At 72.0% G+C, this 19,566-nt stretch carries 20 protein-coding genes and 1 pseudogene; 6 read left to right on the plus strand and 15 right to left on the minus strand.

Annotated elements, in window-relative coordinates; genetic code table 11:
• Positions 1-16: 16 nt before the first annotated feature.
• From ACZ3ZE_RS31630 to ACZ3ZE_RS31645, 4 genes are all read right to left on the minus strand, one after another.
• The gene (locus ACZ3ZE_RS31630; protein ID WP_361169544.1) at positions 17-649 is read right to left on the minus strand and encodes a GNAT family N-acetyltransferase; all 633 of its coding nucleotides are present in this window, start codon (positions 647-649) and stop codon (positions 17-19) included.
• Positions 650-817: 168 nt separating this feature from the next.
• Positions 818-1,672 carry a MetQ/NlpA family ABC transporter substrate-binding protein gene (locus tag ACZ3ZE_RS31635; protein ID WP_361169547.1) on the minus strand — a complete coding sequence of 285 codons (855 nt, stop codon included), beginning with the start codon at positions 1,670-1,672 and terminating at the stop codon, positions 818-820.
• A gap of 92 nt (positions 1,673-1,764) precedes the next feature.
• Complete coding sequence (locus tag ACZ3ZE_RS31640; protein ID WP_361169550.1) at positions 1,765-2,433, minus strand: methionine ABC transporter permease; 669 nt, start codon at positions 2,431-2,433, stop codon at positions 1,765-1,767.
• Positions 2,430-3,515, minus strand: coding sequence for a methionine ABC transporter ATP-binding protein (locus tag ACZ3ZE_RS31645; RefSeq protein ID WP_361169553.1), 1,086 nt, complete (start codon positions 3,513-3,515; stop codon positions 2,430-2,432). Before ACZ3ZE_RS31645 ends, ACZ3ZE_RS31640 begins: the two co-directional genes overlap by 4 nt.
• Before the next feature lie 618 nt (positions 3,516-4,133).
• Here ACZ3ZE_RS31645 and ACZ3ZE_RS31650 point away from each other — a divergent pair.
• Positions 4,134-4,496: a hypothetical protein gene (locus ACZ3ZE_RS31650; RefSeq protein ID WP_329419073.1), complete on the plus strand. Its 363-nt coding sequence runs from the start codon at positions 4,134-4,136 to the stop codon at positions 4,494-4,496.
• A 2-nt stretch (positions 4,497-4,498) separates the two neighbouring features.
• On the plus strand, positions 4,499-4,921 hold the full coding sequence (locus ACZ3ZE_RS31655; RefSeq protein WP_361169556.1) for a hypothetical protein: 423 nt from the start codon (positions 4,499-4,501) through the stop codon (positions 4,919-4,921).
• Positions 4,922-4,955: 34 nt separating this feature from the next.
• Here the strand turns inward: ACZ3ZE_RS31655 and ACZ3ZE_RS31660 are convergent, their stop codons facing one another.
• From ACZ3ZE_RS31660 to ACZ3ZE_RS31670, 3 genes are all read right to left on the minus strand, one after another.
• Positions 4,956-5,438 carry a GNAT family N-acetyltransferase gene (locus ACZ3ZE_RS31660; RefSeq protein ID WP_361169559.1) on the minus strand — a complete coding sequence of 161 codons (483 nt, stop codon included), beginning with the start codon at positions 5,436-5,438 and terminating at the stop codon, positions 4,956-4,958.
• A 37-nt stretch (positions 5,439-5,475) separates the two neighbouring features.
• A complete protein-coding gene (locus ACZ3ZE_RS31665; protein ID WP_361169562.1) occupies positions 5,476-6,006 on the minus strand; it encodes a sigma-70 family RNA polymerase sigma factor in 531 nt (176 codons plus the stop codon).
• A gap of 96 nt (positions 6,007-6,102) precedes the next feature.
• Positions 6,103-7,302 carry a glycerophosphodiester phosphodiesterase gene (locus tag ACZ3ZE_RS31670; RefSeq protein WP_361169565.1) on the minus strand — a complete coding sequence of 400 codons (1,200 nt, stop codon included), beginning with the start codon at positions 7,300-7,302 and terminating at the stop codon, positions 6,103-6,105.
• A gap of 234 nt (positions 7,303-7,536) precedes the next feature.
• Between ACZ3ZE_RS31670 and ACZ3ZE_RS31675 the strand changes: the two genes are divergently transcribed.
• Complete coding sequence (locus ACZ3ZE_RS31675; RefSeq protein ID WP_361169568.1) at positions 7,537-8,208, plus strand: lysophospholipid acyltransferase family protein; 672 nt, start codon at positions 7,537-7,539, stop codon at positions 8,206-8,208.
• Positions 8,209-8,395: 187 nt separating this feature from the next.
• On the opposite strand, the gene ACZ3ZE_RS31680 is transcribed toward ACZ3ZE_RS31675, so the two are convergent.
• From ACZ3ZE_RS31680 to argH, 3 genes are all read right to left on the minus strand, one after another.
• Positions 8,396-9,937: an MFS transporter gene (locus ACZ3ZE_RS31680; protein WP_442305418.1), complete on the minus strand. Its 1,542-nt coding sequence runs from the start codon at positions 9,935-9,937 to the stop codon at positions 8,396-8,398.
• Positions 9,937-10,488 (minus strand): TetR/AcrR family transcriptional regulator, encoded by a 552-nt coding sequence (locus ACZ3ZE_RS31685; protein ID WP_361169574.1) that lies wholly within the window; start codon positions 10,486-10,488, stop codon positions 9,937-9,939. The genes ACZ3ZE_RS31680 and ACZ3ZE_RS31685 overlap by 1 nt, the downstream gene beginning before the upstream one ends.
• A gap of 146 nt (positions 10,489-10,634) precedes the next feature.
• Positions 10,635-12,062 carry an argininosuccinate lyase gene (argH, locus tag ACZ3ZE_RS31690; RefSeq protein WP_361623417.1) on the minus strand — a complete coding sequence of 476 codons (1,428 nt, stop codon included), beginning with the start codon at positions 12,060-12,062 and terminating at the stop codon, positions 10,635-10,637.
• 215 nt (positions 12,063-12,277) lie between these two features.
• Between argH and ACZ3ZE_RS31695 the strand changes: the two genes are divergently transcribed.
• Positions 12,278-13,549: a hypothetical protein gene (locus ACZ3ZE_RS31695; RefSeq protein ID WP_467261594.1), complete on the plus strand. Its 1,272-nt coding sequence runs from the start codon at positions 12,278-12,280 to the stop codon at positions 13,547-13,549.
• Positions 13,550-13,618: 69 nt separating this feature from the next.
• Positions 13,619-14,224, plus strand: a complete 606-nt coding sequence (locus ACZ3ZE_RS31700; RefSeq protein WP_361169583.1) for a pyridoxamine 5'-phosphate oxidase family protein — start codon at positions 13,619-13,621, stop codon at positions 14,222-14,224.
• A 134-nt stretch (positions 14,225-14,358) separates the two neighbouring features.
• Here ACZ3ZE_RS31700 and ACZ3ZE_RS31705 read toward each other — a convergent pair whose 3' ends face one another.
• The 5 genes from ACZ3ZE_RS31705 to argC are packed head-to-tail and all read right to left on the minus strand — an operon-like array spanning position 14,359 to position 19,210.
• On the minus strand, positions 14,359-14,895 hold the full coding sequence (locus tag ACZ3ZE_RS31705) for an arginine repressor (RefSeq protein WP_361169586.1): 537 nt from the start codon (positions 14,893-14,895) through the stop codon (positions 14,359-14,361).
• A gap of 7 nt (positions 14,896-14,902) precedes the next feature.
• Entirely contained in the window at positions 14,903-16,108 is a 1,206-nt protein-coding gene (locus ACZ3ZE_RS31710) for an acetylornithine transaminase (RefSeq protein WP_363291359.1), read from the minus strand.
• The gene (gene argB, locus ACZ3ZE_RS31715) at positions 16,105-17,037 is read right to left on the minus strand and encodes an acetylglutamate kinase (RefSeq protein WP_361169592.1); all 933 of its coding nucleotides are present in this window, start codon (positions 17,035-17,037) and stop codon (positions 16,105-16,107) included. The genes ACZ3ZE_RS31710 and argB overlap by 4 nt, the downstream gene beginning before the upstream one ends.
• Positions 17,034-18,185 carry a bifunctional glutamate N-acetyltransferase/amino-acid acetyltransferase ArgJ gene (gene argJ / locus ACZ3ZE_RS31720; protein WP_361169595.1) on the minus strand — a complete coding sequence of 384 codons (1,152 nt, stop codon included), beginning with the start codon at positions 18,183-18,185 and terminating at the stop codon, positions 17,034-17,036. Before argJ ends, argB begins: the two co-directional genes overlap by 4 nt.
• A complete protein-coding gene (argC, locus tag ACZ3ZE_RS31725) occupies positions 18,182-19,210 on the minus strand; it encodes an N-acetyl-gamma-glutamyl-phosphate reductase (protein WP_361169598.1) in 1,029 nt (342 codons plus the stop codon). Before argC ends, argJ begins: the two co-directional genes overlap by 4 nt.
• Positions 19,211-19,306: 96 nt before the next feature.
• On the opposite strand from argC, the pseudogene ACZ3ZE_RS31730 reads away from it, so the two are divergent.
• A pseudogene (locus ACZ3ZE_RS31730) lies at positions 19,307-19,468 on the plus strand (SMI1/KNR4 family protein); the annotation flags it as partial.
• Between the last annotated feature and the right edge of the window lie 98 nt (positions 19,469-19,566).

Consider the following 19,566-nt stretch of genomic DNA (forward strand, 5'->3'; position numbering starts at 1 on the left):
CCGGGCACGTTCCCGGTCAGCTCCAGTCGGCGTAGCCGGAGTAGCCGGCCTCGGCGAGCTGGTCGGCACTGTCCAGGTCCTCGGGGAGGAGGCTGTACACGATGTAGTCGGTGCGCAGGTCCTCCCATTCGCCGCCTTCGGTGCGGGTGCGCGCTATGCAGGCGTTGCGCAGGACGCCCTCGCTGATGCAGCCGATCTTCTGGGCGACCTGCTGGGAGGCGGTGTTGTCGGCGGCGGTGCGCAGCTCGATGCGCTCGAAGCGCTGGTCGCCGAAGAGCCACTGGGCGGTGGCGAGCGCCGCCTCGGAGGCGTATCCCTCGCCGCGTGCCCAGGGGGCGACGATGTAGGACATCTCGGTGGAGCGGACCCGCCAGTTGGTCTTGGCGAGCTGGACGACGCCGACCAGGCGCTGGGTGAGGAACTCGGTGACGGCCAGGTCGAGTCCGCGGCCCGCGGTGCGCTCGGTGGGGGCGTACTCGTCGATCCAGCGCCGGGCGGCGTCCTCCGTGAAGGGCTGCGGGACCGAGGTCCAGGCGGCGACCATCTCGTCGTTCATCATCTCGGTGAGCGCGGGCACGTCGGCGGGTTCGAGGGTGCGCAGCACCAGGCGGTCCGTGCTGATGGAGATGGGCGGGAAGGTCGTAGTCATGCTCAGCTCCATACGTGAAGACCGTGAAGGCACAGCATGCAGCATGGGGCTGCCGCCGCGCATGCGCGGGTGAGCCGAAGGCCCCGCTCGCCGGACGGGGCGTGCGGGGCCTTCTGGTGGAGGACCGTACTACGGGGGCCTTCTGACGGGCCCTCGGGTGACGGGGTGTTACTTCGCCGCGCCGAAGGCGGGGATGACCGAGCCCTTGTAGGTGTCCTCGATGTACTTCTTCACCTCGGGCGAGTTGAGCAGCTTGGCCAGCTTCTCCACGCGGGCGTCCTTCTCGTTGCCCTGCTTGACGGCGAGGAAGTTGGCGTACGGGTTGCCCTCCGCCTTCTCCAGGGCGAGGGAGTCCTTGGCGGGCTGCAGCTTGGCCTCGATGGCGTAGTTGCCGTTGATGACGGCGGCGTCGACGTCGTTCAGGGCGCGGGGCACGGTGGCGGCCTCCAGCTCCTTGAACTCCAGGCCCTTCTTGTCGCTGATGTCGGACAGCTTGGCGTCGGTGCCGACGCCCGCCTTGAGGGTGATGAGCCCGTTGTCGGCGAGCAGGTGGAGGGCGCGGCCCTCGTTGGTGGTGTCGTTGGGGACGGCGATCGTCTGGCCGGCCTTGATGTCCTTCAGCGACTTGACGCTCTTGGAGTAGAGGCCGAGCGGCTCCAGGTGGACGTTCACCACCGGGACGATGTGGGTGTTGTTCTTCTTGTTGAAGTCGTCGAGGTACGGCTTGTGCTGGAAGAAGTTGGCGTCGACCTGGCCGGTCTCGGTGGCGGTGTTCGGCAGGACGTAGTCCGTGAACTCCTTCACCTCCAGCTTCAGGCCGGCCTTCGCGGCCAGGTTGTCCTTGACGAACTTGAGGATGTCGGCGTGCGGCGTCGGGGACGCGGCGACGACGAGCGGCTTGTCCGCGGATCCGGCGGCGTCCTTGGTGGAGGACGGGTCGGAGGAGGTGCCGCAGGCGGTGAGGCCCAGGGTGAGGGCGGCGGCGGTGGCGATGCCCGCGGTGAGCTTGAGGGTGGTACGCACGAAGAGTGCCTCTTTCCGGTGGAGCGGTGGACGCCTGGACAACAAGTCCTGGCTTTTCTTCGGGTGACGAAGTCTGGGTGGGCCCGGCCGGGTTACGCGGTGCGGCCGCGGCGGGCGAGGAGGCGGACGGCGCCGTCGCCGATGAGCTGGACGACGGTGACGATCGCGACCAGGACGACGACGGTGACCAGCATGAAGGTGGTGTCGAAGCGCTGGTATCCGTACGTGATGGCCTTGGAGCCGAGGCCCTCGCCGCCGACCGCGCCGGCCATCGCGGAGTAGCCGATGAGCACGATCACGGTGGTGGTGACGGCGGAGACCAGCGAGGGCAGGGCCTGCGGGAGCAGGACCTTGCGGACGATGGTGGGGATGCCGCCACCCATGGCCTGGACGGCCTCGACGAGTCCGTGGTCGACCTCGCGGACGGCGGTCTCGACGAGCCGGGCGAAGAAGGGGATGGCGCCGATGGCGAGCGGCACGATCATCGCGGTGGGGCCGATGAAGGTGCCGACGACGAAGGTGGTGAAGGGGATCAGGGCGATCAGCAGGATGATGAACGGCAGCGAGCGGCCCACGTTCACGATCGCGCCGACGACCTTGTTCACCGGCCGGTTCTGCAGCAGTCCGCCCTTGTCGGTGAGGACGAGGAGGATGCCGAGGGGGAGGCCGCCGAGGATGGTGACGACGGTGGCCCACAGGACCATGTAGAGGGTGTCGACGGTGCCCTGCTCCAGGAGCGGCTGCATTTCGGACCAGGTCACTTGGCACCTTCCTTCACCAGCGCGGGCGCCTGGGCGGGCACGGGCCGGTCCTGCGGTTCTGCGGTGTGCGGGGGCTCGACGGGCTCGACGGGCTCGACCTGGAGGCCCTGCTCGCGCAGGAAGCCGACCGGGACGACGTTGTCCTCGTAGCGTCCGGGCAGTTCGATCCGCATGCGGCCGATCTGCCGGCCGCCGACGGTGTCCATCGCCGCGCCGAGGATCGAGATGTCGATGTTGTACGTACGGGAGAGCTGCGAGATGACCGGCTGGGTGGCGGTCTCGCCGTGGAAGGTGACGTCCACGACGGTGCGGTCGGGGGCCGTGGCGGCGCCGCTGACCGGGAAGAGCTCGGCGGCCAGCTGGGAGCCGGGGGTCGCGAGCAGTTCGCCGACGGTGCCGGACTCGACGATCCGGCCCCTCTGCATCAGCGCGGCCGAGTCGCAGATCGTCTTGACGACGTCCATCTCGTGCGTGATGAGCAGGACGGTGAGGCCGAGCTGCCGGTTGAGGTCGCGCAGCAGCTGGAGGATGGAGCGGGTGGTCTCCGGGTCGAGGGCGCTGGTGGCCTCGTCGGAGAGGAGGACCTTGGGCTCGCCGGCCAGGGCGCGGGCGATGCCGACGCGCTGCTTCTGTCCGCCGGAGAGCTGGCCCGGGTAGGACTTCGCCTTGTCGGCGAGGCCGACGAGGTCGAGGAGTTCGAGGGCGCGGCGGGAGCGTTCGGCGCCGGAGACGCCGAGGATCTCCAGCGGGAGCTCGATGTTGTCCTTGACGGTGCGCGAGGACAGCAGGTTGAAGTGCTGGAAGACCATGCCGATGCTGCTGCGGGCGCGGCGCAGGTCCTTGCCGGCGCGGCGGCCCTTGCCGGCGAGGGCGGTGAGGTCGACGCCGTCCACGGTCACGGTGCCCGAGGTGGGGCGCTCCAGGAGGTTGACGCAGCGGATGAGGGAGGACTTGCCGGCGCCGCTCTGGCCGATCACGCCGAAGACCTCGCCCTCGCGGACGTGGAGGTCGACGCCGTCCAGGGCGGTGACCTGGCGGCCTCTCGACTCGTAGACCTTGGTCAGGCCCGAAGTGGTGATCACAGGGTTTCCGTCACTGTCGAGTGCGCGGCGCGGGGTCCGCCGTGCACGGGGCATACGTCGTTCGGACAGTCGGGCGCAGGCGGTCGCTGTCGCGGCTGGTGGCCGGGAGGCAGCGCGTGCGCGGGGCGGGCACGGTCCGGCGCCTGGTGGCGTGGCGGAACGGCTGGCCGTCGGGGCTCGCTTCGGGGCGCGAGTCTCGGTCGGGGGCCCTCAGATGGCGCACATTCGACACATACAACGAGCACCGGGCGTCGTGATCGCCTCGGTCGCAAGGGTGCGGCTGCTCGTCGTGGTCATGGCTGCAAGTAAAGCATGCAAACGTGCGAACGAAAGGGGGCTGTCCGCATACCGGACAGGCCTGAGACGGCATGCGGACAGCCCGGTGCCGGTCCCGCGGCCCGCGAGGGGCTCCGTTCCGCCCTCCGTGGCCTGCGCCGATGCAGAGGACGGGCCGGTCGCCACGAGCCCCGCGCCGAGCCCTTCCCGGGCGCGGGCTGTGGCCAAGGCCACGATTCGCGGCTGCGAGCGGGAACGGCCCCGGTACGGAGCGGCGCGGGCGGGGGGCGTCGGCGGGGGGCGCGCGCATCCGGCCATTCGGCCCGTAATACCCTCGGGCGCATGCTTGACGCCCTGACGGTCGCGGTCTCGGTGACCGCGCTCGCGCTCGCCGCCTGGTGCGGCTTCGCCTTCACCCGGAACCAGTCCACCAAGGACTGGCACTTCATCGGCATGGCCGTGGTCACCGTGCTGGCCCTGGTGCAGCTGGTGGTCGGGATCGTGCAGCTGGCCCGCGGCGAGAAGGCCGAGGAGGGCACCACGATCTTCATCGCCTACCTGCTGGGCGCGCTGTGCGCGGTACCCGCGGCGGGGCTGATGTCCCTGACCGAGCGCAGCAAGTGGGGCTCGGCGACGGTGGCGGCCGGTGCGGTCGTGCTCGCCGTGCTCGAAGTGCGTCTCTACGACATCTGGACGGTGGGCTGACCATGACCGCGACCGAGACCGAGAAGCAGGGGACCGGCCGGCTGGTCACGGGCCCCGGGATGCTGCTCGTCTGGCTGTACGGCGTGATGTCGGTGGGCGCGGTCTCCCGCTCGATCTACCAGATCGCCACCGAGTTCGACCGGGCCCCGCTGGCGTACTCCCTCTCGGCAGTCGCCGCGGTGGTCTACGCGTTCATCACGTACACGCTGGTGCGGGGCGGGGAGACGGCCCGCAGGGCGGCGCTGGTGTGCTGCGCCGCCGAGCTCGTGGGCGTGCTGACCGTGGGGACCTGGACGCTGGTCGAGCCGTCGGCCTTCCCGGACGCGACGGTCTGGTCGGACTACGGCTACGGCTACGTCTTCATCCCGGTGCTGCTGCCGCTGACCGGCATCTGGTGGCTGCGGCGGTCCCGTACGGCCGTCTGACCGCCGGGACCCCCGTCGGCGCCGTGGCGGTCCGTCAGGCCGCCTTCTCCAGGGTGACGAGCGTCAGGCTCGGGCCCACTTCGCGCGTGGACACCTGGGCGTAGCCCTTGCTGCGGTAGAGGCGCAGGTTGCCCTCGCTGCGGTGGCCGGTGAAGAGCTGGAAGCGCTTGGCGGCGGGCGCGGGCTCCTCCGCGTAGTGGCTCTCGATGGCGTCCAGGAGGCGCCCGCCGAGACCGTGGCGCTGCAGGCGCGGGTGGACGATCAGCTTGGCGATCCGCACGGTGCCGTCCTCGTCGAGCCGGCCGCGCACGGAGGCGACGACCTCGTCGCCGAGGCGGGCCACGAAGGCCTGGCCCTCGGCGAGTTCCGCACGCAGGGCGTCGAGCGACTGGGTCAGCGGCTCGATCGACCAGTCCTGGTAGATCTCGGCCTCACGCTGATAGCAGAGGTACTGCAGCTTGAGGATGTGCTCCGCGTCCTGCGCGTCTGCCGCTGAGATGGTCACGCTCATGCCCATGTGCGCATGCCTCCCGCTCACCTGGTCCGCCGATGGTCTACGGCACCCTTCCCCGTACGCCGGGGAGGGGAACCTCCGCAGCCAGCATTCTGCGCAGGCATCCCAGGCAACGGGAACGCATCGGGCCCAGACTCCCCTGTGAGATACCCAACGCTCCTGCGATTTCGCGGTAGGTGGGGTCCGCGGGGTGGAGCATCGCGGTCAGCAGCCGGGGGCACTGGCCCGGGGTGCGGCGGACCGCGGCGCGCACGGTGCGGCCGCGTTCGGAGACCAGCACGGTGCTCTCCGGGCTCTCCGGCGCCCTGTGCGACGCCTGCGCCGGCTCCTGACGGTAGGGCCGCTCCCGCGCGGAGGCCCGGCGGGCGCGGCGGGCCTCGGCGCGCACCGCGCGGCGCAGCCAGTCGGCCGGGTGCTCGGGTGGGCCGTCCTGCCGGAGCCGTTCCAGGAGGCGCAGCCAGACGGCCTGTTCGAGGTCCCCGGCCTCGACGCCGGCGGCGGGGGCCTCCGCGCGGGACTCGGCGGCGAGCAGGGGCGCGAGGGTGGCGAGCAGCGCTTCGGGGGAGGTCATGCCCGCCACGATGCGGGGCGGGCACGACCTGGTTGCGGATCCGGGCGGAATCCACCCGGTCGGGGGTACGGGGCCCTTCGGGTTCCCGTACCGGGCTCAGCGCCCCGCCGTGAACTCCGCGGCCGCGAGCAGTGCGGTGTCGGCGTTGTCGGAGAAGAGGCCGTCGATGCCGGTGCCGAAGAACCGCTTCAGCGCGCCGAACGCGTCGCCGTACGCCGTCGGGTCGGTGCCGCGCCGGTACTCGGCCGGCAGGAAGGTGTTCTCGTTGCGCTGGGTGTACGGGTGGAGGATCAGGCCCGCCGCGTGGGCGTCGCGGACCAGGGTGGTCTCGGCGCCGAGACGGCCGCTCGCGTCGCGGGGCAGGATCAGGTCGAGCGTCGGCCCGATGCCCTGCGCGTACGAGGCGATCCAGCGCAGGCCCTCGGGCTTGACCAGGTCGGCGACGGTGCGCGGGTCGCCGGACTCGACGAAGTCCCAGGGGCGGGTGCCGGCCGCGGAGAGCAGGACGACGCGCGGGCAGTCCACGAGCCGGGCGAGGCGCTGGATGCTGCCGGGCTCGAAGGACTGGAGGAAGACGGGCGCGTTCGCGCGGTGGCGGCCGTAGCGGCGCAGCAGCTTGGCGAGGCGCTCCTCCAGGCCGAGGCCGAGCGAGCGGAAGTAGGTGGGGTGCTTGGTCTCGACGTGCAGCCACACCTCGCGGCCCCGGCGGCGGCCCTCGCGCTCGGCCCAGCGCAGCACCTCCTCGAAGGTGGGTACGGCCCAGCGCCCGTCGTAGAGGGTGTTCTCCTGGCGGGTGGCGGGAATCCGCTCCTTGGCCCGCAGGGTCTTGAGCTCGGCGAGGGTGAAGTCCTCGGTGAACCAGCCGGTGATCGACACGCCGTCGACGCTCTTGGTGGTCTTCAGGGAGGCGAACTCGGGGTGGTCGGCGACGTCGGTGGTGCCGGTGATGTCGTTCTCGTGGCGGCACACCAGGTGCCCGTCCTTGGTGGGGACGAGGTCCTGCTCGATGACGTGGGCGCCCAGGTCGAGGGCGAGCTGGTAGGAGCCGAGGGTGTGCTCGGGGCGGTAGCCGCTGGCGCCGCGGTGCCCGATGACGGTGGGGACGGGCAGGGAGCGGTAGCCGCGGCCGTCGCCCCCGTGCCCGTGGCCGCGGTCCGCCCCGGCGTCCGCGGCGACGGCCGACTGGACCGCCTGCGCGGTGCCGGCGCCGAGGACGGCCGAGCCGCCCAGGACGGCCGCGCCCGCCGCGCCGAGGACGGCTCGCCGCGCCGGGGTCCTGTTCTCGCCCTGTGTCATGAACGCTCCTTCGGTGTGATGTCCCGCACCTGTCAACTGATGTCCTGACGCTAGGCAGTGCCGCCCTACGGGCGGCAGACCTCGGCGGAACATGGCGGAAACACACGTCAACACCACGTATCCACTCCGTGAACCCGATGTGCGACAGGGGGTGACCCGCGAGTATCGTCCACACCTGCACGTGCCGCTCCACCGAGCCGCGCACGCCCGCCCCGCCCGACACCGGAGGAACCGTTGTCCCGTCTCGCGCTCATGAAGGCAGCTCTTGGGCCGGTCCTGCGCCTCATGTTCCGCCCCCGCGTCGAGGGCGCGGAGAACATCCCGGGTACGGGTCCGGTCATCCTCGCGGGCAACCACCTCACCTTCATCGACTCGATGATCATGCCGATCTGCCTGGACCGTCAGGTCTTCTTCATCGGCAAGGACGAGTACGTGACGGGCAAGGGCGTCAAGGGCCGCCTGATGGCCTGGTTCTTCACCAGCGTCGGCATGATCCCGGTGGACCGCGACGGTGGCCGCGGCGGTGTCGCGGCGCTGATGACGGGCCGCCGGGTGCTGGAGGAGGGCAAGATCTTCTCCATCTACCCCGAGGGCACCCGCTCCCCCGACGGGCGCCTCTACCGCGGCCGTACCGGCATCGCGCGGCTGACCCTGATGACCGGCGCCCCGGTGGTCCCGTTCGCGATGATCGGCACCGACAAGCTGCAGCCGGGTGGCGCGGGCTTCCCGCGGCCGGGCAAGGTGACGGTCCGCTTCGGCGAGCCGATGGAGTTCTCCCGCTACGACGGCATGGACCGCGACCGGTACGTCCTGCGGGCGGTGACGGACTCGGTGATGGCGGAGGTCATGCGGCTCTCCGGCCAGGAGTACGTGGACATGTACGCCACCAAGGCGAAGGCCGCGTAAGCGCGCGTCACCAGCGCCCGATACGGCGAAGGGCGCCCCCGCTATGGGGGCGCCCTTCGTTGTGCGTGGCGTGCGTGGCGTACGTGGCGATACGTGATGCACGTGCCGGACGTGGCGTACGCGGCCTACGTGGCATGCGTGGCCTGTGGCCTACGTGGCGTGCGCGTCGTGCTGACGGGTCAGCCCGTCAGTGCTCGACGCCGTCCGCCAGCTTCTGGCCCTTCAGCAGGAACCAGGCCGCGACCGCGGTCGCGAGGAGGACCGCCGCGCCGACGCCGGACGCGATCCGCAGGCCGTCGACGAAGGCGTCCTGCGCGGCCGAGACCAGCGCGCCGGCCTGGTCCGGGGCGAGGCCCGCGGAGGCCTCGACGGCGCCGCCGAGCGAGTCGTGGGCCGCGGCGGCCGTGTCCGCAGGGATGCCGGCCGGGGCGGTGAAACCCCGGTAGACGCCGGTCACGATGGAGCCGAGGACCGCGATGCCGAGCGCCGCGCCCAGCTCGTACGCCGTCTCGGACACGGCGGACGCGGAACCGGCCTGGTCCTTCGGGACGCTGGACAGGATGACGTCGGCGGTGACGGTGAACGCGAGGCCCGCGCCGACGCCGACGACGAGCAGGCTCACGCCGAGCAGCGGGTAGTCGGTGGACCGGCTGATCGCGGTCAGGGCCGCGAGGGCCAGGCCGATGGCGGCGAGACCGCCGGCGACCACCGACCGTACGGAGAACCGGCGGGCGGCGCGGCCCGCGAGCAGACCGGCCGTCACGGCGCCGACGGCGGCGGGCAGTTCGGCGAGTCCGGCCTCCAGCGGCTGGCGGCCCTGGACCAGTTGGAAGAACTGGGACAGGAAGAACACCAGGCCGGACAGGCCCAGGATGGTCAGCAGGTCGGCGAGGACGGCACCGGAGAAACCGCGGTTGCGGAACAGGCGCATGTCCAGGAGCGGGGCCGGCAGGGTCAGCTGACGGCGCACGAACCAGGTCAGGGCGCCGATGCCGGCGACGGCGGCGACGGCCACCTCCAGGGTGACGCCGTTGGCGGCGAGCTCCTTGACGGCGTAGACGACGCCGATCATGCCGATGAGGGAGAGGCCGACGCTGGGCAGGTCCCAGGGGCCCGGGTTCGGGTTCTTCGACTCGGGGATCATCTTGACGCCGACGAGGACCAGGACGGCCATGACGGGCAGGTTGATGAGGAAGACCGAGCCCCACCAGAAGTGTTCGAGCAGGAAGCCGCCGACGACCGGGCCGACCGCGGCACCGGCCGAGGCCATGGCGCCCCAGATGCCGATGGCGAGGCTGCGCTCGCGCGGGTCGTGGAACAGGTTGCGGATCAGGGCGAGTGTGGACGGCATCAGGGTGGCACCGGCGACACCGAGCAGGGCGCGGGCCAGGATCATCATCTCGGGGCTGGTCGCGTAGGCGTTCAGCACGGAGACGGCGCCGAAGGCCACGGCGCCGGTGAGCAGCAGCTTCTTGCGGCCGATGCGGTCACCGAGGCTGCCCATGGAGACCAGCAGACCGGCGATGACGAAGGAGTAGACGTCACCGATCCACAGCAGCTGGGTGCCGGAGGGCTTCAGGTCCTCGGAGAGGAAGGGGGTGGCCAGGCCCAGCACCGTGGCGTCGACCGCCACGAGCAGGACGGCCAGGACGAGCACGGCGAGGGCGAGCCACCGGCCGGGGCGGCGGACGCCCTCGATATGGCTCTCGTGCTTGACGGTGTCGGTGATCACTTCTCCACGCTCCTGCGTGCTCCGCCGAGCAGCAGCTCGGCGATCATGTACTGAAAGTCCTTGGCGGCGACCCGCCCGTCGGCGACGGCCCAGGCACCCGAGCCGATGAGCCCGTAGAAGGCCTCGCAGAGCCAGGCGGGGGTCAGGTCGATCCGGAACACGCCCTGTTCCTGGCCGCGCCGGAAGAGTGCGGAGAGCCGGTCGTCGAGGCGGGTCCAGCCGTCGTTCTGCTGCCCGCCCTCGAAGAGCTGGTTCTCGGTGTAGAGGAAGGCGAGCAGCGGGGCGACGGCCTCCGACGCCCCGATCAGCCTGCGGACGGCCTCGTCGGCCGGCCCCTCGTCGAGGCGGGCCCCGTCGAGGGCGGCCTCGGTCTCCTCGATGCACAGCTGCTCCAGCGCCCGGACGAGCGCGTCCCGCCCGGCGAAGTGCCGGTGCAGGGTCGCCCGGCCGATGCCCGCTGCCCGCGCGACCTCGTCCATGGTGGCGGTCGCCTTGCGGGAGAGCAGGGCTGCGGCGGAGCGGAGCACCTCGGTGCGGTCGACTGACATGAGACGACGATACACCAACTGAGACATCATTGTCTCATTCAGGAGGGCAGTGACTCATTCTCGGCTGCGGAGACACGAAAGCGCCGCCGCCCTCCGGGATACGGAGGACGGCGGCGCTGCCGCGTCGACGCCTGATGACGTACGCGCTACTTCTTGGCGTCGGCCCAGGCGTGCTGGATGACCAGGTCGGCCTTGACCTCGACCAGCTGGGCGGCGACCGCCGAGGGGGCCGTGCCGCCCCGGCCGTCGCGGGAGGCGAGGGCGCCGGGGACGTTGAGGACCGTGCGGACCTCGGGGGTGAGGTGCTCGGAGATCTTGGCGAACTGCTCGTCGGTCAGCTCGTCGAGCTCCTTGCCCTCCGACTCGGCGACCTTCACGCACTCGCCGGCGACCTCGTGCGCCACCCGGAACGGCACGCCCTGCTTGACCAGCCACTCGGCGATGTCGGTGGCGAGCGAGAAGCCGGCCGGGGCCAGCTCCTCCATGCGCTCCCGGTTGACGGTGAGCGTGGCCATCATGCCGGTGAAGGCGGGCAGCAGGACCTCCAGCTGGTCACAGGAGTCGAAGACCGGCTCCTTGTCCTCCTGGAGGTCGCGGTTGTAGGCGAGCGGGAGGGCCTTGAGGGTGGCCATCAGGCCGGTCAGGTTGCCGATGAGGCGGCCGGACTTGCCCCGGGCCAGCTCGGCGATGTCCGGGTTCTTCTTCTGCGGCATGATCGACGAGCCGGTGGAGAAGGCGTCGTGGAGGGTCACGAAGGAGAACTCCTTCGTGTTCCAGATGATGATCTCCTCCGCGATGCGGGAGAGGTTCACCCCGATCATCGCCGTGATGAAGGCGAACTCCGCGACGAAGTCCCGCGAGGCCGTGCCGTCGATGGAGTTGCCCACCGAGCCCCGCTCGAAGCCGAGGTCCTTGGCGACCGCCTCCGGGTCGAGCCCGAGCGAGGAGCCTGCCAGGGCGCCGGAGCCGTACGGGGAGACGGCCGTACGGGTGTCCCACTGCCGCAGCCGCTCCGCGTCCCGGGAGAGGGACTGGACGTGGGCGAGGACGTGGTGGGCGAAGAGCACCGGCTGGGCGTGCTGGAGGTGCGTACGGCCCGGCATGGCGACGTCCGCGTGGGCCTCGGCGAGTCCGACCAGGGCGTCCTGGAGCTCGGCGATCAGGCCGCCGATGATCCGGGCGTGGTCCCGCAGGTACATCCGGAAGAGGGTCGCGACCTGGTCGTTGCGGGACCGGCCGGCGCGCAGCTTGCCGCCCAGGTCGGCGCCGAGGCGCTCCAGGAGGCCGCGCTCCAGGGCGGTGTGCACGTCCTCGTCGGCGATCGTGCCGACGAAGGAGCCGTCGGCGACGTCCGCTTCGAGCCGGTCGAGACCGTCGAGCATGCGGGTCAGCTCGTCCTCGGTCAGCAGCCCGGCCTTGTGCAGCACCCGGGCGTGGGCGCGGGAGCCGGCGATGTCGTACGGCGCGAGACGCCAGTCGAAGTGGACCGACGCGGACAGCTTCGCCAGGGCCTCGGCGGGACCGTCGGCGAACCGTCCGCCCCAGAGCCGGACGTCACCGTTGTTGCTGCTCACTGCTGATTGCTCCTCTGGCGGGTGGTTTCGAGGCCTGAACGAGTCGGGATCCGGTGAGGTCACGCTCTCCTCTGCCCCACTCATCGATACTCACTCAGCGATGGGTATAACTATGCAGACCTCCGTATGATTTTGTCAATGCGGGTTCGATGGCTGGAACACCGCTGATGGAAAACCGCAGGCGGGAGCTCGGGCGAGCGACCTAGGCTCCGCGCATGTCGACCTACCTCGCACGCCTGGAGACCTGGCGCCCGGAGACCTGGACGGACCTGGACGAGGGCGTGCGCACGGCGATCCGCCAGGGCACGCTCCGGCCGCCGGCCGACCCGCGGGACCGGGCCGCACCCGGGCGCCCCGCGGGTCTGCGCTCCCTGTTCCCCGGCGCCCTCCCGGAGCGGGAGCTCGTCCACGCGCTGTGCAGCCCGGACGGCAGGATCCGCGAGGCCGCGCTCACCCACGCGGCCGACCGGCCCGCCCTGCTCCCCCTCGTCGCGATCCGAGCCGCCGACTGGGTCGCACCGGTACGGGAGCGGGCCCGGGCCGTCCTGGCCGCCGCCCTGCCCTCCGCGGACGCGGCCACCCTCACCGCCACCGCTCCCGTGATCCTGCGGATCCGGGGGCGCCTGCGCGCCGCCGAGGGCGCGGCCCTCCTGGAGGAGTGGCTGCGCACCGCCACCAGGGACGTCCTCGCCACCCTGTTCACGCACCGGGACCGGACCACCCGGCGGCTCGCCCTGAGGATCGGTGTCGAGCGGTGCCTGTTCACACCGCGCGAGCTGGCCCAGATGGCCTCCGTCGACCCCGACCCTGCCGTCCAGGACACGGCGGCCGACGCCGCCGCGGCGGCGGACGCCCCGGAGGAGACGCTCGGCCCGCTGCTCGCCGCCCGCACCGGCCGGGTGCGCGCCGCGGGGGTCACCGCGCTGCGCCGGGCCGGGCGGCACGCCGAGGGGGAGCCGTACCTGTACGACCGGTCGGGGACCGTCCGGGCCTGCGCCCGCTGGGTGCTCCGCCAGGACGGCGTCGACCCGCTCGCGCTGTACCGCGCCGCCTGCGCGGACCCGGCGACCATGCCCGACCGCGCGCCCCTGGGGATCGCGGAGTGCGGTGAGCGGGCCGTCGACCTCCCCGTGCTGTGGGCGCTGACCGGGCATCCGCGTCCGCTGGCACGCAGTTCGGCTGTCGCGGGCCTGCGCGCGTTCGAGGTCACGGACTTCCCGCGGCTGCTGGCCCTGCTCGACGACCCCGCGCCGGGTGTCGTACGGGAGGCCGCGCGCACCCTGGCCCCATGGGCGGACCGGCTGCCGGAGCACGAACTCCTCGGTCGCACCGAGCCGGGCCGGCTCCCGCACGTCCGGATCCGCGCCCTGCGGCTGCTGCGGGACCACGGCTCGTGGGCGTACGAGGAGACGGTCCGGCGGCTCTCCGGGGACGCCGATCCCGTCGTCCGGTACCAGGCGCGCCGCGCCCTCGGCCCGCGAGGGTGACGGTGCCGGGGACGGGCCGAACTCCCCCGCCCCACCTGCGCCGATGGGGCTTCGGGGAGGATGGGCGCCATGGGGAAAACATATGAACGTATCGAGGGGCGCCTGCGCACCTTCATCGAGGCCCAGCCGGTCTTCTTCGCGGCCACCGCGCCGCTCTCCGGCGACGGACACGTCAATCTCTCGCCCAAGGGGCGGCGGGGGACCCTCGTCGTCCTCGACGAACTGACCCTCGCCTACGTGGACTTCGGCGGCAGCACCGCCGAGACCCTGGCGCACCTGCGCGAGCCGGGGAACGGGCGGATCACCCTGATGTGGACGGCGTTCTCCGGGCCGCCTACCGTCGTGCGGGTGCACGGGGACGGGGAGGTCGTGTTCCGGGACGACCCGCGCTGGAGCGAGCTGTTCGCGCGCTTCCCGGCCGAGGCGGTCGAGGGGCAGGGCAGCGCGCGGGCCATCGTCGTGGTGCACGCGCGGCGGGTCAGCGACTCCTGCGGGTTCGCGGTCCCGCGGATGGAGTACCAGGAGGACCGGCAGCTGCACGCGGAGTACTTCAACCGCAAGACCGACGAGGAGTTCAACACGTACTGCGAGGGCAAGGAGTACATCGCGACGAGCCTCGACGGGCTGCCCGCGCTGGAGCTCCCGCTGCCGCCGCTCCCCCGGTCGGCCCGCTAGCCCGGCGGGGCCGCCGGCCGCACATCGCCGTCGGCACGCGGGGCGGGCCGACGGCGATCACGCGGTACTGATCACACGGCAGTGATCACACGGCAGTGATCACACGGTGCTGATCACGCCGTACGAAGGGGTGTTCAGCTTTCCTTCTGGGCGAGGCGCAGCAGGTGGTCGGCGAGGGCCTGTCCGCCGGCCGGGTCGCGGGAGATGAGCAACAGGGTGTCGTCGCCCGCGATGGTGCCGAGGATCGCGTGGAGCTCGGCCTGGTCGATGGCCGACGCGAGGAACTGGGCGGCGCCCGGCGGGGTGCGGAGCACCACCAGGTTGGCCGAGGCCTCCGCGGAGATCAGCAGCTCGCCGGAGAGGCGGCGCATCCGCTCCTCCTTGGCGGACTCGCCGAGCGGGGCCTGCGGGGTGCGGAAACCGCCCTCGCTGGGCACGGCGTAGATCAGTTCGCCGCCGGTGTTGCGGATCTTCACGGCGCCGAGCTCGTCGAGGTCGCGGGAGAGCGTCGCCTGGGTGACGCTCAGTCCGTCGTCCGCGAGGAGCTTGGCGAGTTGGCTCTGCGACCGCACCGGCTGCCGGTTGAGGATGTCGACGATCCTGCGGTGGCGTGCGGTGCGGGTCTGCGGAACGGACGGCCCGCCGTGCTCGTTCTCCTGCGCGTCGGTCATCGTCGTCTCATTCTCCGGTTCGTCCTTCCCCGTTCACCACGTCCAGGACACCGGGCAGGGCCCGGAGGAACACGTCCACCTCGGCATCGCCGATGACGAGCGACGGCATGAGCCGTACGACATCGGGGGCGGGCGCGTTCACCAGGAGACCGGCGTCCTGAGCCGCCTGCTGCACCTGCGGCGCGACGGGCTCGGTGAGCACGATACCCAGCAGGAGGCCCGCACCACGGACGTGGGAGACCAACGGGTGGCCCAGGGCCTCGATTCCGTCGCGCAGCTTCTCGCCGAGCCGCTTGACCTCGTCGAGCGCCGCGTCGGCGGCGAGGGTGTCGATGACGGCGAGGCCGGCGGCGCAGGCGACCGGGTTCCCGCCGAAGGTGGTGCCGTGGTGGCCGGGCGTGAACAGGTCCGCGGCCGGGCCGAAGGCGACGGTCGCGCCGATGGGGAGGCCGCCGCCGAGGCCCTTGGCCAGGGTGACGATGTCGGGGTCGACGCCGTCGTGGGCCTGGTGCTCGAACCAGTTCCCGGTGCGGCCGATGCCGGTCTGCACCTCGTCGAGGACGAGCAGGGTGCCGGTGGCGCGGGTGATCTCGCGGGCGGCCCTGAGGTAGCCGGCGGGCGGGACGACGACGCCGTTCTCGCCCTGGATGGGCTCGATGATCACGAAGGCCGTCTCCTCGGTGACGGCCTCGCGCAGCGCCTCGACGTCCCCGTACGGCACGTGCGTGACGTCGCCGGGCAGCGGCAGGAACGGGGTCTGCTTGCCGGGCTGGCCGGTGAGGGCGAGGGAGCCCATGGTGCGCCCGTGGAAGGCGCCGCTGGTGGCGACCATGTGCGGGCGGCCGGTGAGCCGGCCCAGCTTGAAGGCGCCCTCGTTGGCCTCGGCCCCCGAGTTGCAGAAGAAGACCCGGCCGGGGCGGCCGAAGAGCTGGAGCAGCCGCTCGGCGAGGGCGACGGGGGGCTCGGCGACGAAGAGGTTGGAGACGTGCCCGAGGGAGGCGATCTGCCGTGACACGGCCTCGACGACCGCCGGGTGGGCGTGGCCGAGGGCGTTGACGGCGATGCCGCCGACGAAGTCGAGGTATGCGGTGCCGTCGGCGTCCCAGACGCGGGCGCCCTCGCCGCGGACGAGCGGCAGCCGGGGCGTGCCGTAGTTGTCCATCAGCGCGTCCTGCCACCGCTGGGTCAGTCCGGCGTTGCTCGCCTGCGTCATGATGTCTCCCCCGTGGTCGCGTCGGGCACGACCATCGTGCCGATTCCCTCGTCCGTGAAGATCTCCAGCAGGATCGAGTGCTGGACCCGGCCGTCGATCACGCGGGCCGTGGTGACCCCGTTGCGCACGGCGTGCAGACAGCCCTCCATCTTGGGGACCATCCCGCTGGAGAGCTCGGGCAGCAGCTTCTCCAGCTGGGTCGCGGTGAGCCGGCTGATGACCTCGTCGCTGTGGGGCCAGTCCTCGTACAGCCCCTCGACGTCGGTCAGGACCATCAGCGTCTCGGCGCCCAGCGCCGCAGCGAGTGCCGCAGCCGCCGTATCAGCATTGACGTTGTAGACATGGTGGTCGTCCTGGGAGCGGGCGATGGAGGAGACGACCGGGATGCGGCCGTCGTCCAGAAGGGCCTGGATGGCGCCGGTGTCGATGGCGGTGATCTCGCCGACCCGGCCGATGTCGATCCGCTCGCCCTCGATCACGGGCCGGTGCTGGGTGGCGGTGATCGTGTGGGCGTCCTCGCCGGTGAGGCCGACGGCGAGCGGGCCGTGCTGGTTGAGCAGCCCGACGAGCTCGCGCTGGACCTGGCCGGCGAGCACCATCCGTACGACGTCCATCGCCTCGGGGGTGGTGACCCGCAGACCGGCCTTGAACTCGCTGACGAGTCCGGCCCGGTCGAGGGCGGCGCTGATCTGCGGGCCGCCGCCGTGCACGACGACCGGCTTGAGGCCGGCGTGGCGCAGGAAGACGACGTCCTGGGCGAAGGCGGCCTTGAGCTCGTCGTCGATCATGGCGTTGCCGCCGAACTTGATGACGACGGTCTTGCCGTGGTGGCGGGTGAGCCAGGGCAGCGCCTCGATGAGGGTCTGCGCCTTGGGCAGCGCGGTGTGCTTGCGGGCCGAGTTCTTGGACTCGCTCGTGGAGTCGCTCATGAGGAGTACGCGCTGTTCTCGTGGACGTAGTCAGCGGTGAGGTCGTTGGCCCAGATGACGGCGGACTCGGACCCGGCGGCGAGGTCGGCGGTGATGACGACCTCCCGGTAGCGCATGTCGACGAGCTCGCGGTCCTCGCCGACGGAGCCGTTGCGGCAGACCCAGACGCCGTTGATGGCGACGTTCAGCTCGTCGGGCTCGAAGGCGGCGGAGGTGGTGCCGATCGCTGAGAGCACCCGGCCCCAGTTGGGGTCCTCGCCGTGGATGGCGCACTTGAGGAGGTTGTTACGGGCGATGGAGCGGCCGACCTCGACGGCGTCGTCCTCGGTGGCCGCGTTGATCACCTCGATACGGATGTCCTTGCTGGCGCCCTCGGCGTCGCCGATGAGCTGGCGGGCCAGGTCGTCGCAGACCTCCCGTACGGCCTCGGCGAACGCGTCCTGCGCGGGGGTGACCCCGGCGGCGCCGGAGGCGAGCAGGAGGACGGTGTCGTTGGTGGACATGCAGCCGTCGGAGTCGACCCGGTCGAAGGTGAGCCGGGTGGCCTGCCGCAGGGCGGCGTCCAGGCCCTTGGCGTCGACGTCGGCGTCGGTGGTGAGGACGACGAGCATGGTGGCGAGGCCGGGGGCGAGCATGCCCGCGCCCTTGGCCATGCCGCCGACGGTCCAGCCGTCCTTCGCCGCGACGGCCGTCTTGTGGACGGTGTCGGTGGTCTTGATGGCGATGGCGGCCTTCTCGCCGCCGTGCGCGGAGAGCTCGCCCGCGGCCTTCTCGACGCCCGGCAGCAGCTTGTCCATGGGGAGCAGGACGCCGATGAGTCCGGTGGAGGCGACGGCGACCTCGCCGGCGCCGATGCCGAGGACGTCGGCGGCCTTCTCGGCGGTGGCGTGGGTGTCCTGGAAGCCCTGGGGGCCGGTGCAGGCGTTGGCTCCGCCGGAGTTGAGGACGACGGCGGTCAGCTCGCCGTCGGCGAGGACCTGCTGGGACCAGAGGACGGGGGCGGCCTTGACGCGGTTGGAGGTGAAGACTCCCGCGGCGGCGCGGCGGGGCCCGGTGTTGACCACGAGGGCCAGGTCCGGGTTGCCGTTCTGCTTGATCCCGGCCGCGATGCCCGCGGCCGTGAATCCCTTCGCTGCGGTGACGCTCACGGAGCGACTCCAATCGTGGAAAGTCCGGTCTCCTCGGGGAGGCCGAGGGCGATGTTCATGCTCTGCACCGCGCCGCCGGCGGTGCCCTTGGTGAGGTTGTCGATGGCGCTGATGGCGATGATCCGGTGCGCGGCCGGGTCGTGGGCGACCTGGATCTGAACGGCGTTGGAACCGTAGACGGAGGCCGTGGCCGGCCACTGCCCCTCGGGGAGCAGGTGGACGAACGGCTCGTCCGCGAAGGCCTTCTCGTACGCGGCGCGCAGGGTCTCGCCGGTGACGCCGGGCCGGGCGGCGGCCGAGCAGGTGGCGAGGATGCCGCGGGGCATCGGCGCGAGGGTGGGCGTGAAGGAGACGGTGACCCGCTCCCCCGCCGGTCCGCTGAGGTTCTGGATCATCTCGGGGGTGTGCCGGTGGCCGCCGCCGACGCCGTACGGGGACATGTTGCCCATGACCTCGGAGCCGAGGAGGTGCGGCTTGGCGGCCTTGCCGGCGCCGGAGGTGCCGGAGGCGGCGACGACGACTGCCTCGGGCTCGGCGAGCCCGTTCGCGTAGGCGGGGAAGAGCGCGAGCGAGACGGCGGTCGGGTAGCAACCGGGGACCGCGATGCGCTTGGACCCCTCCAGCGCGGCACGGGCACCCGGCAGTTCGGGGAGGCCGTAGGGCCAGGTCCCGGCGTGCGGGGAGCCGTAGAAGGTCTCCCAGTCGGCCGGGTCCCGGAGCCGGAAGTCGGCGCCCATGTCGACCACCAGGGTGTCCGGCCCGAGCTGCTCGGCGACGGCGGCGGACTGCCCGTGCGGCAGGGCGAGGAACACCACGTCGTGCCCGGCGAGGACCTCGGCGGTCGTCTCGGCGAGCACCCGGTCGGCGAGCGGCAGCAGGTGCGGCTGGAGTCCGCCGAGGCGCTGGCCCGCGTTGGAGTGGCCGGTCAGGGCCCCGATCTCGACCTCGGGGTGCGCGAGAAGAAGGCGCAGGAGCTCACCGCCCGCATATCCGCTCGCACCGGCGACCGCTGCTCGTACCGTCATCGAAACCCTCCTCCTGGATGGCATGACTATACGCACGGCTGCAGTTTTATGCAAAACCTGCGTGGGGGTGATGTCAGCGCCCCGGCGTACGGTCTGCTCCGCCTGCTGGGTCCCGGCCCCGCGGTGGAACCCGGCATCGGCACCCCGCACCCGGGGGCGCTCATCCTGGTCGACGGCGCTCTCCCCGAGCCCTGGCGCCGTCTCCGTGAACCGGCTCCCGGTGCGGTTCCGGCCCCTTCGGCGGACCTGGAGTTGCTGGCCCCGTCGCCGAACTGCCCCACTTGCGCACCCTCACCGCGTACCCCGGCACGCTGACCGACCCCCTGCAGATCCGCGAGCCAGACAGTCCTCGAAGG

It is taken from the genome of Streptomyces sp. NPDC023157, from assembly GCF_055560575.1.

Bases quoted from the DNA above. Each gene is read 5' to 3' on its own strand.
- ACZ3ZE_RS31630 (WP_361169544.1), bottom strand. From the start codon at position 649: ATGACTACGACCTTCCCGCCCATCTCCATCAGCACGGACCGCCTGGTG.
- ACZ3ZE_RS31650 (WP_329419073.1), top strand. From the start codon at position 4,134: ATGCTTGACGCCCTGACGGTCGCGGTCTCGGTGACCGCGCTCGCGCTC.
- ACZ3ZE_RS31655 (WP_361169556.1), top strand. From the start codon at position 4,499: ATGACCGCGACCGAGACCGAGAAGCAGGGGACCGGCCGGCTGGTCACG.
- ACZ3ZE_RS31660 (WP_361169559.1), bottom strand. From the start codon at position 5,438: ATGGGCATGAGCGTGACCATCTCAGCGGCAGACGCGCAGGACGCGGAG.
- ACZ3ZE_RS31665 (WP_361169562.1), bottom strand. From the start codon at position 6,006: ATGACCTCCCCCGAAGCGCTGCTCGCCACCCTCGCGCCCCTGCTCGCC.
- ACZ3ZE_RS31670 (WP_361169565.1), bottom strand. From the start codon at position 7,302: ATGACACAGGGCGAGAACAGGACCCCGGCGCGGCGAGCCGTCCTCGGC.
- ACZ3ZE_RS31685 (WP_361169574.1), bottom strand. From the start codon at position 10,488: ATGTCAGTCGACCGCACCGAGGTGCTCCGCTCCGCCGCAGCCCTGCTC.
- ACZ3ZE_RS31695 (WP_467261594.1), top strand. From the start codon at position 12,278: ATGTCGACCTACCTCGCACGCCTGGAGACCTGGCGCCCGGAGACCTGG.
- ACZ3ZE_RS31700 (WP_361169583.1), top strand. From the start codon at position 13,619: ATGGGGAAAACATATGAACGTATCGAGGGGCGCCTGCGCACCTTCATC.
- ACZ3ZE_RS31705 (WP_361169586.1), bottom strand. From the start codon at position 14,895: ATGACCGACGCGCAGGAGAACGAGCACGGCGGGCCGTCCGTTCCGCAG.
- ACZ3ZE_RS31710 (WP_363291359.1), bottom strand. From the start codon at position 16,108: ATGACGCAGGCGAGCAACGCCGGACTGACCCAGCGGTGGCAGGACGCG.
- argB (WP_361169592.1), bottom strand. From the start codon at position 17,037: ATGAGCGACTCCACGAGCGAGTCCAAGAACTCGGCCCGCAAGCACACC.
- argC (WP_361169598.1), bottom strand. From the start codon at position 19,210: ATGACGGTACGAGCAGCGGTCGCCGGTGCGAGCGGATATGCGGGCGGT.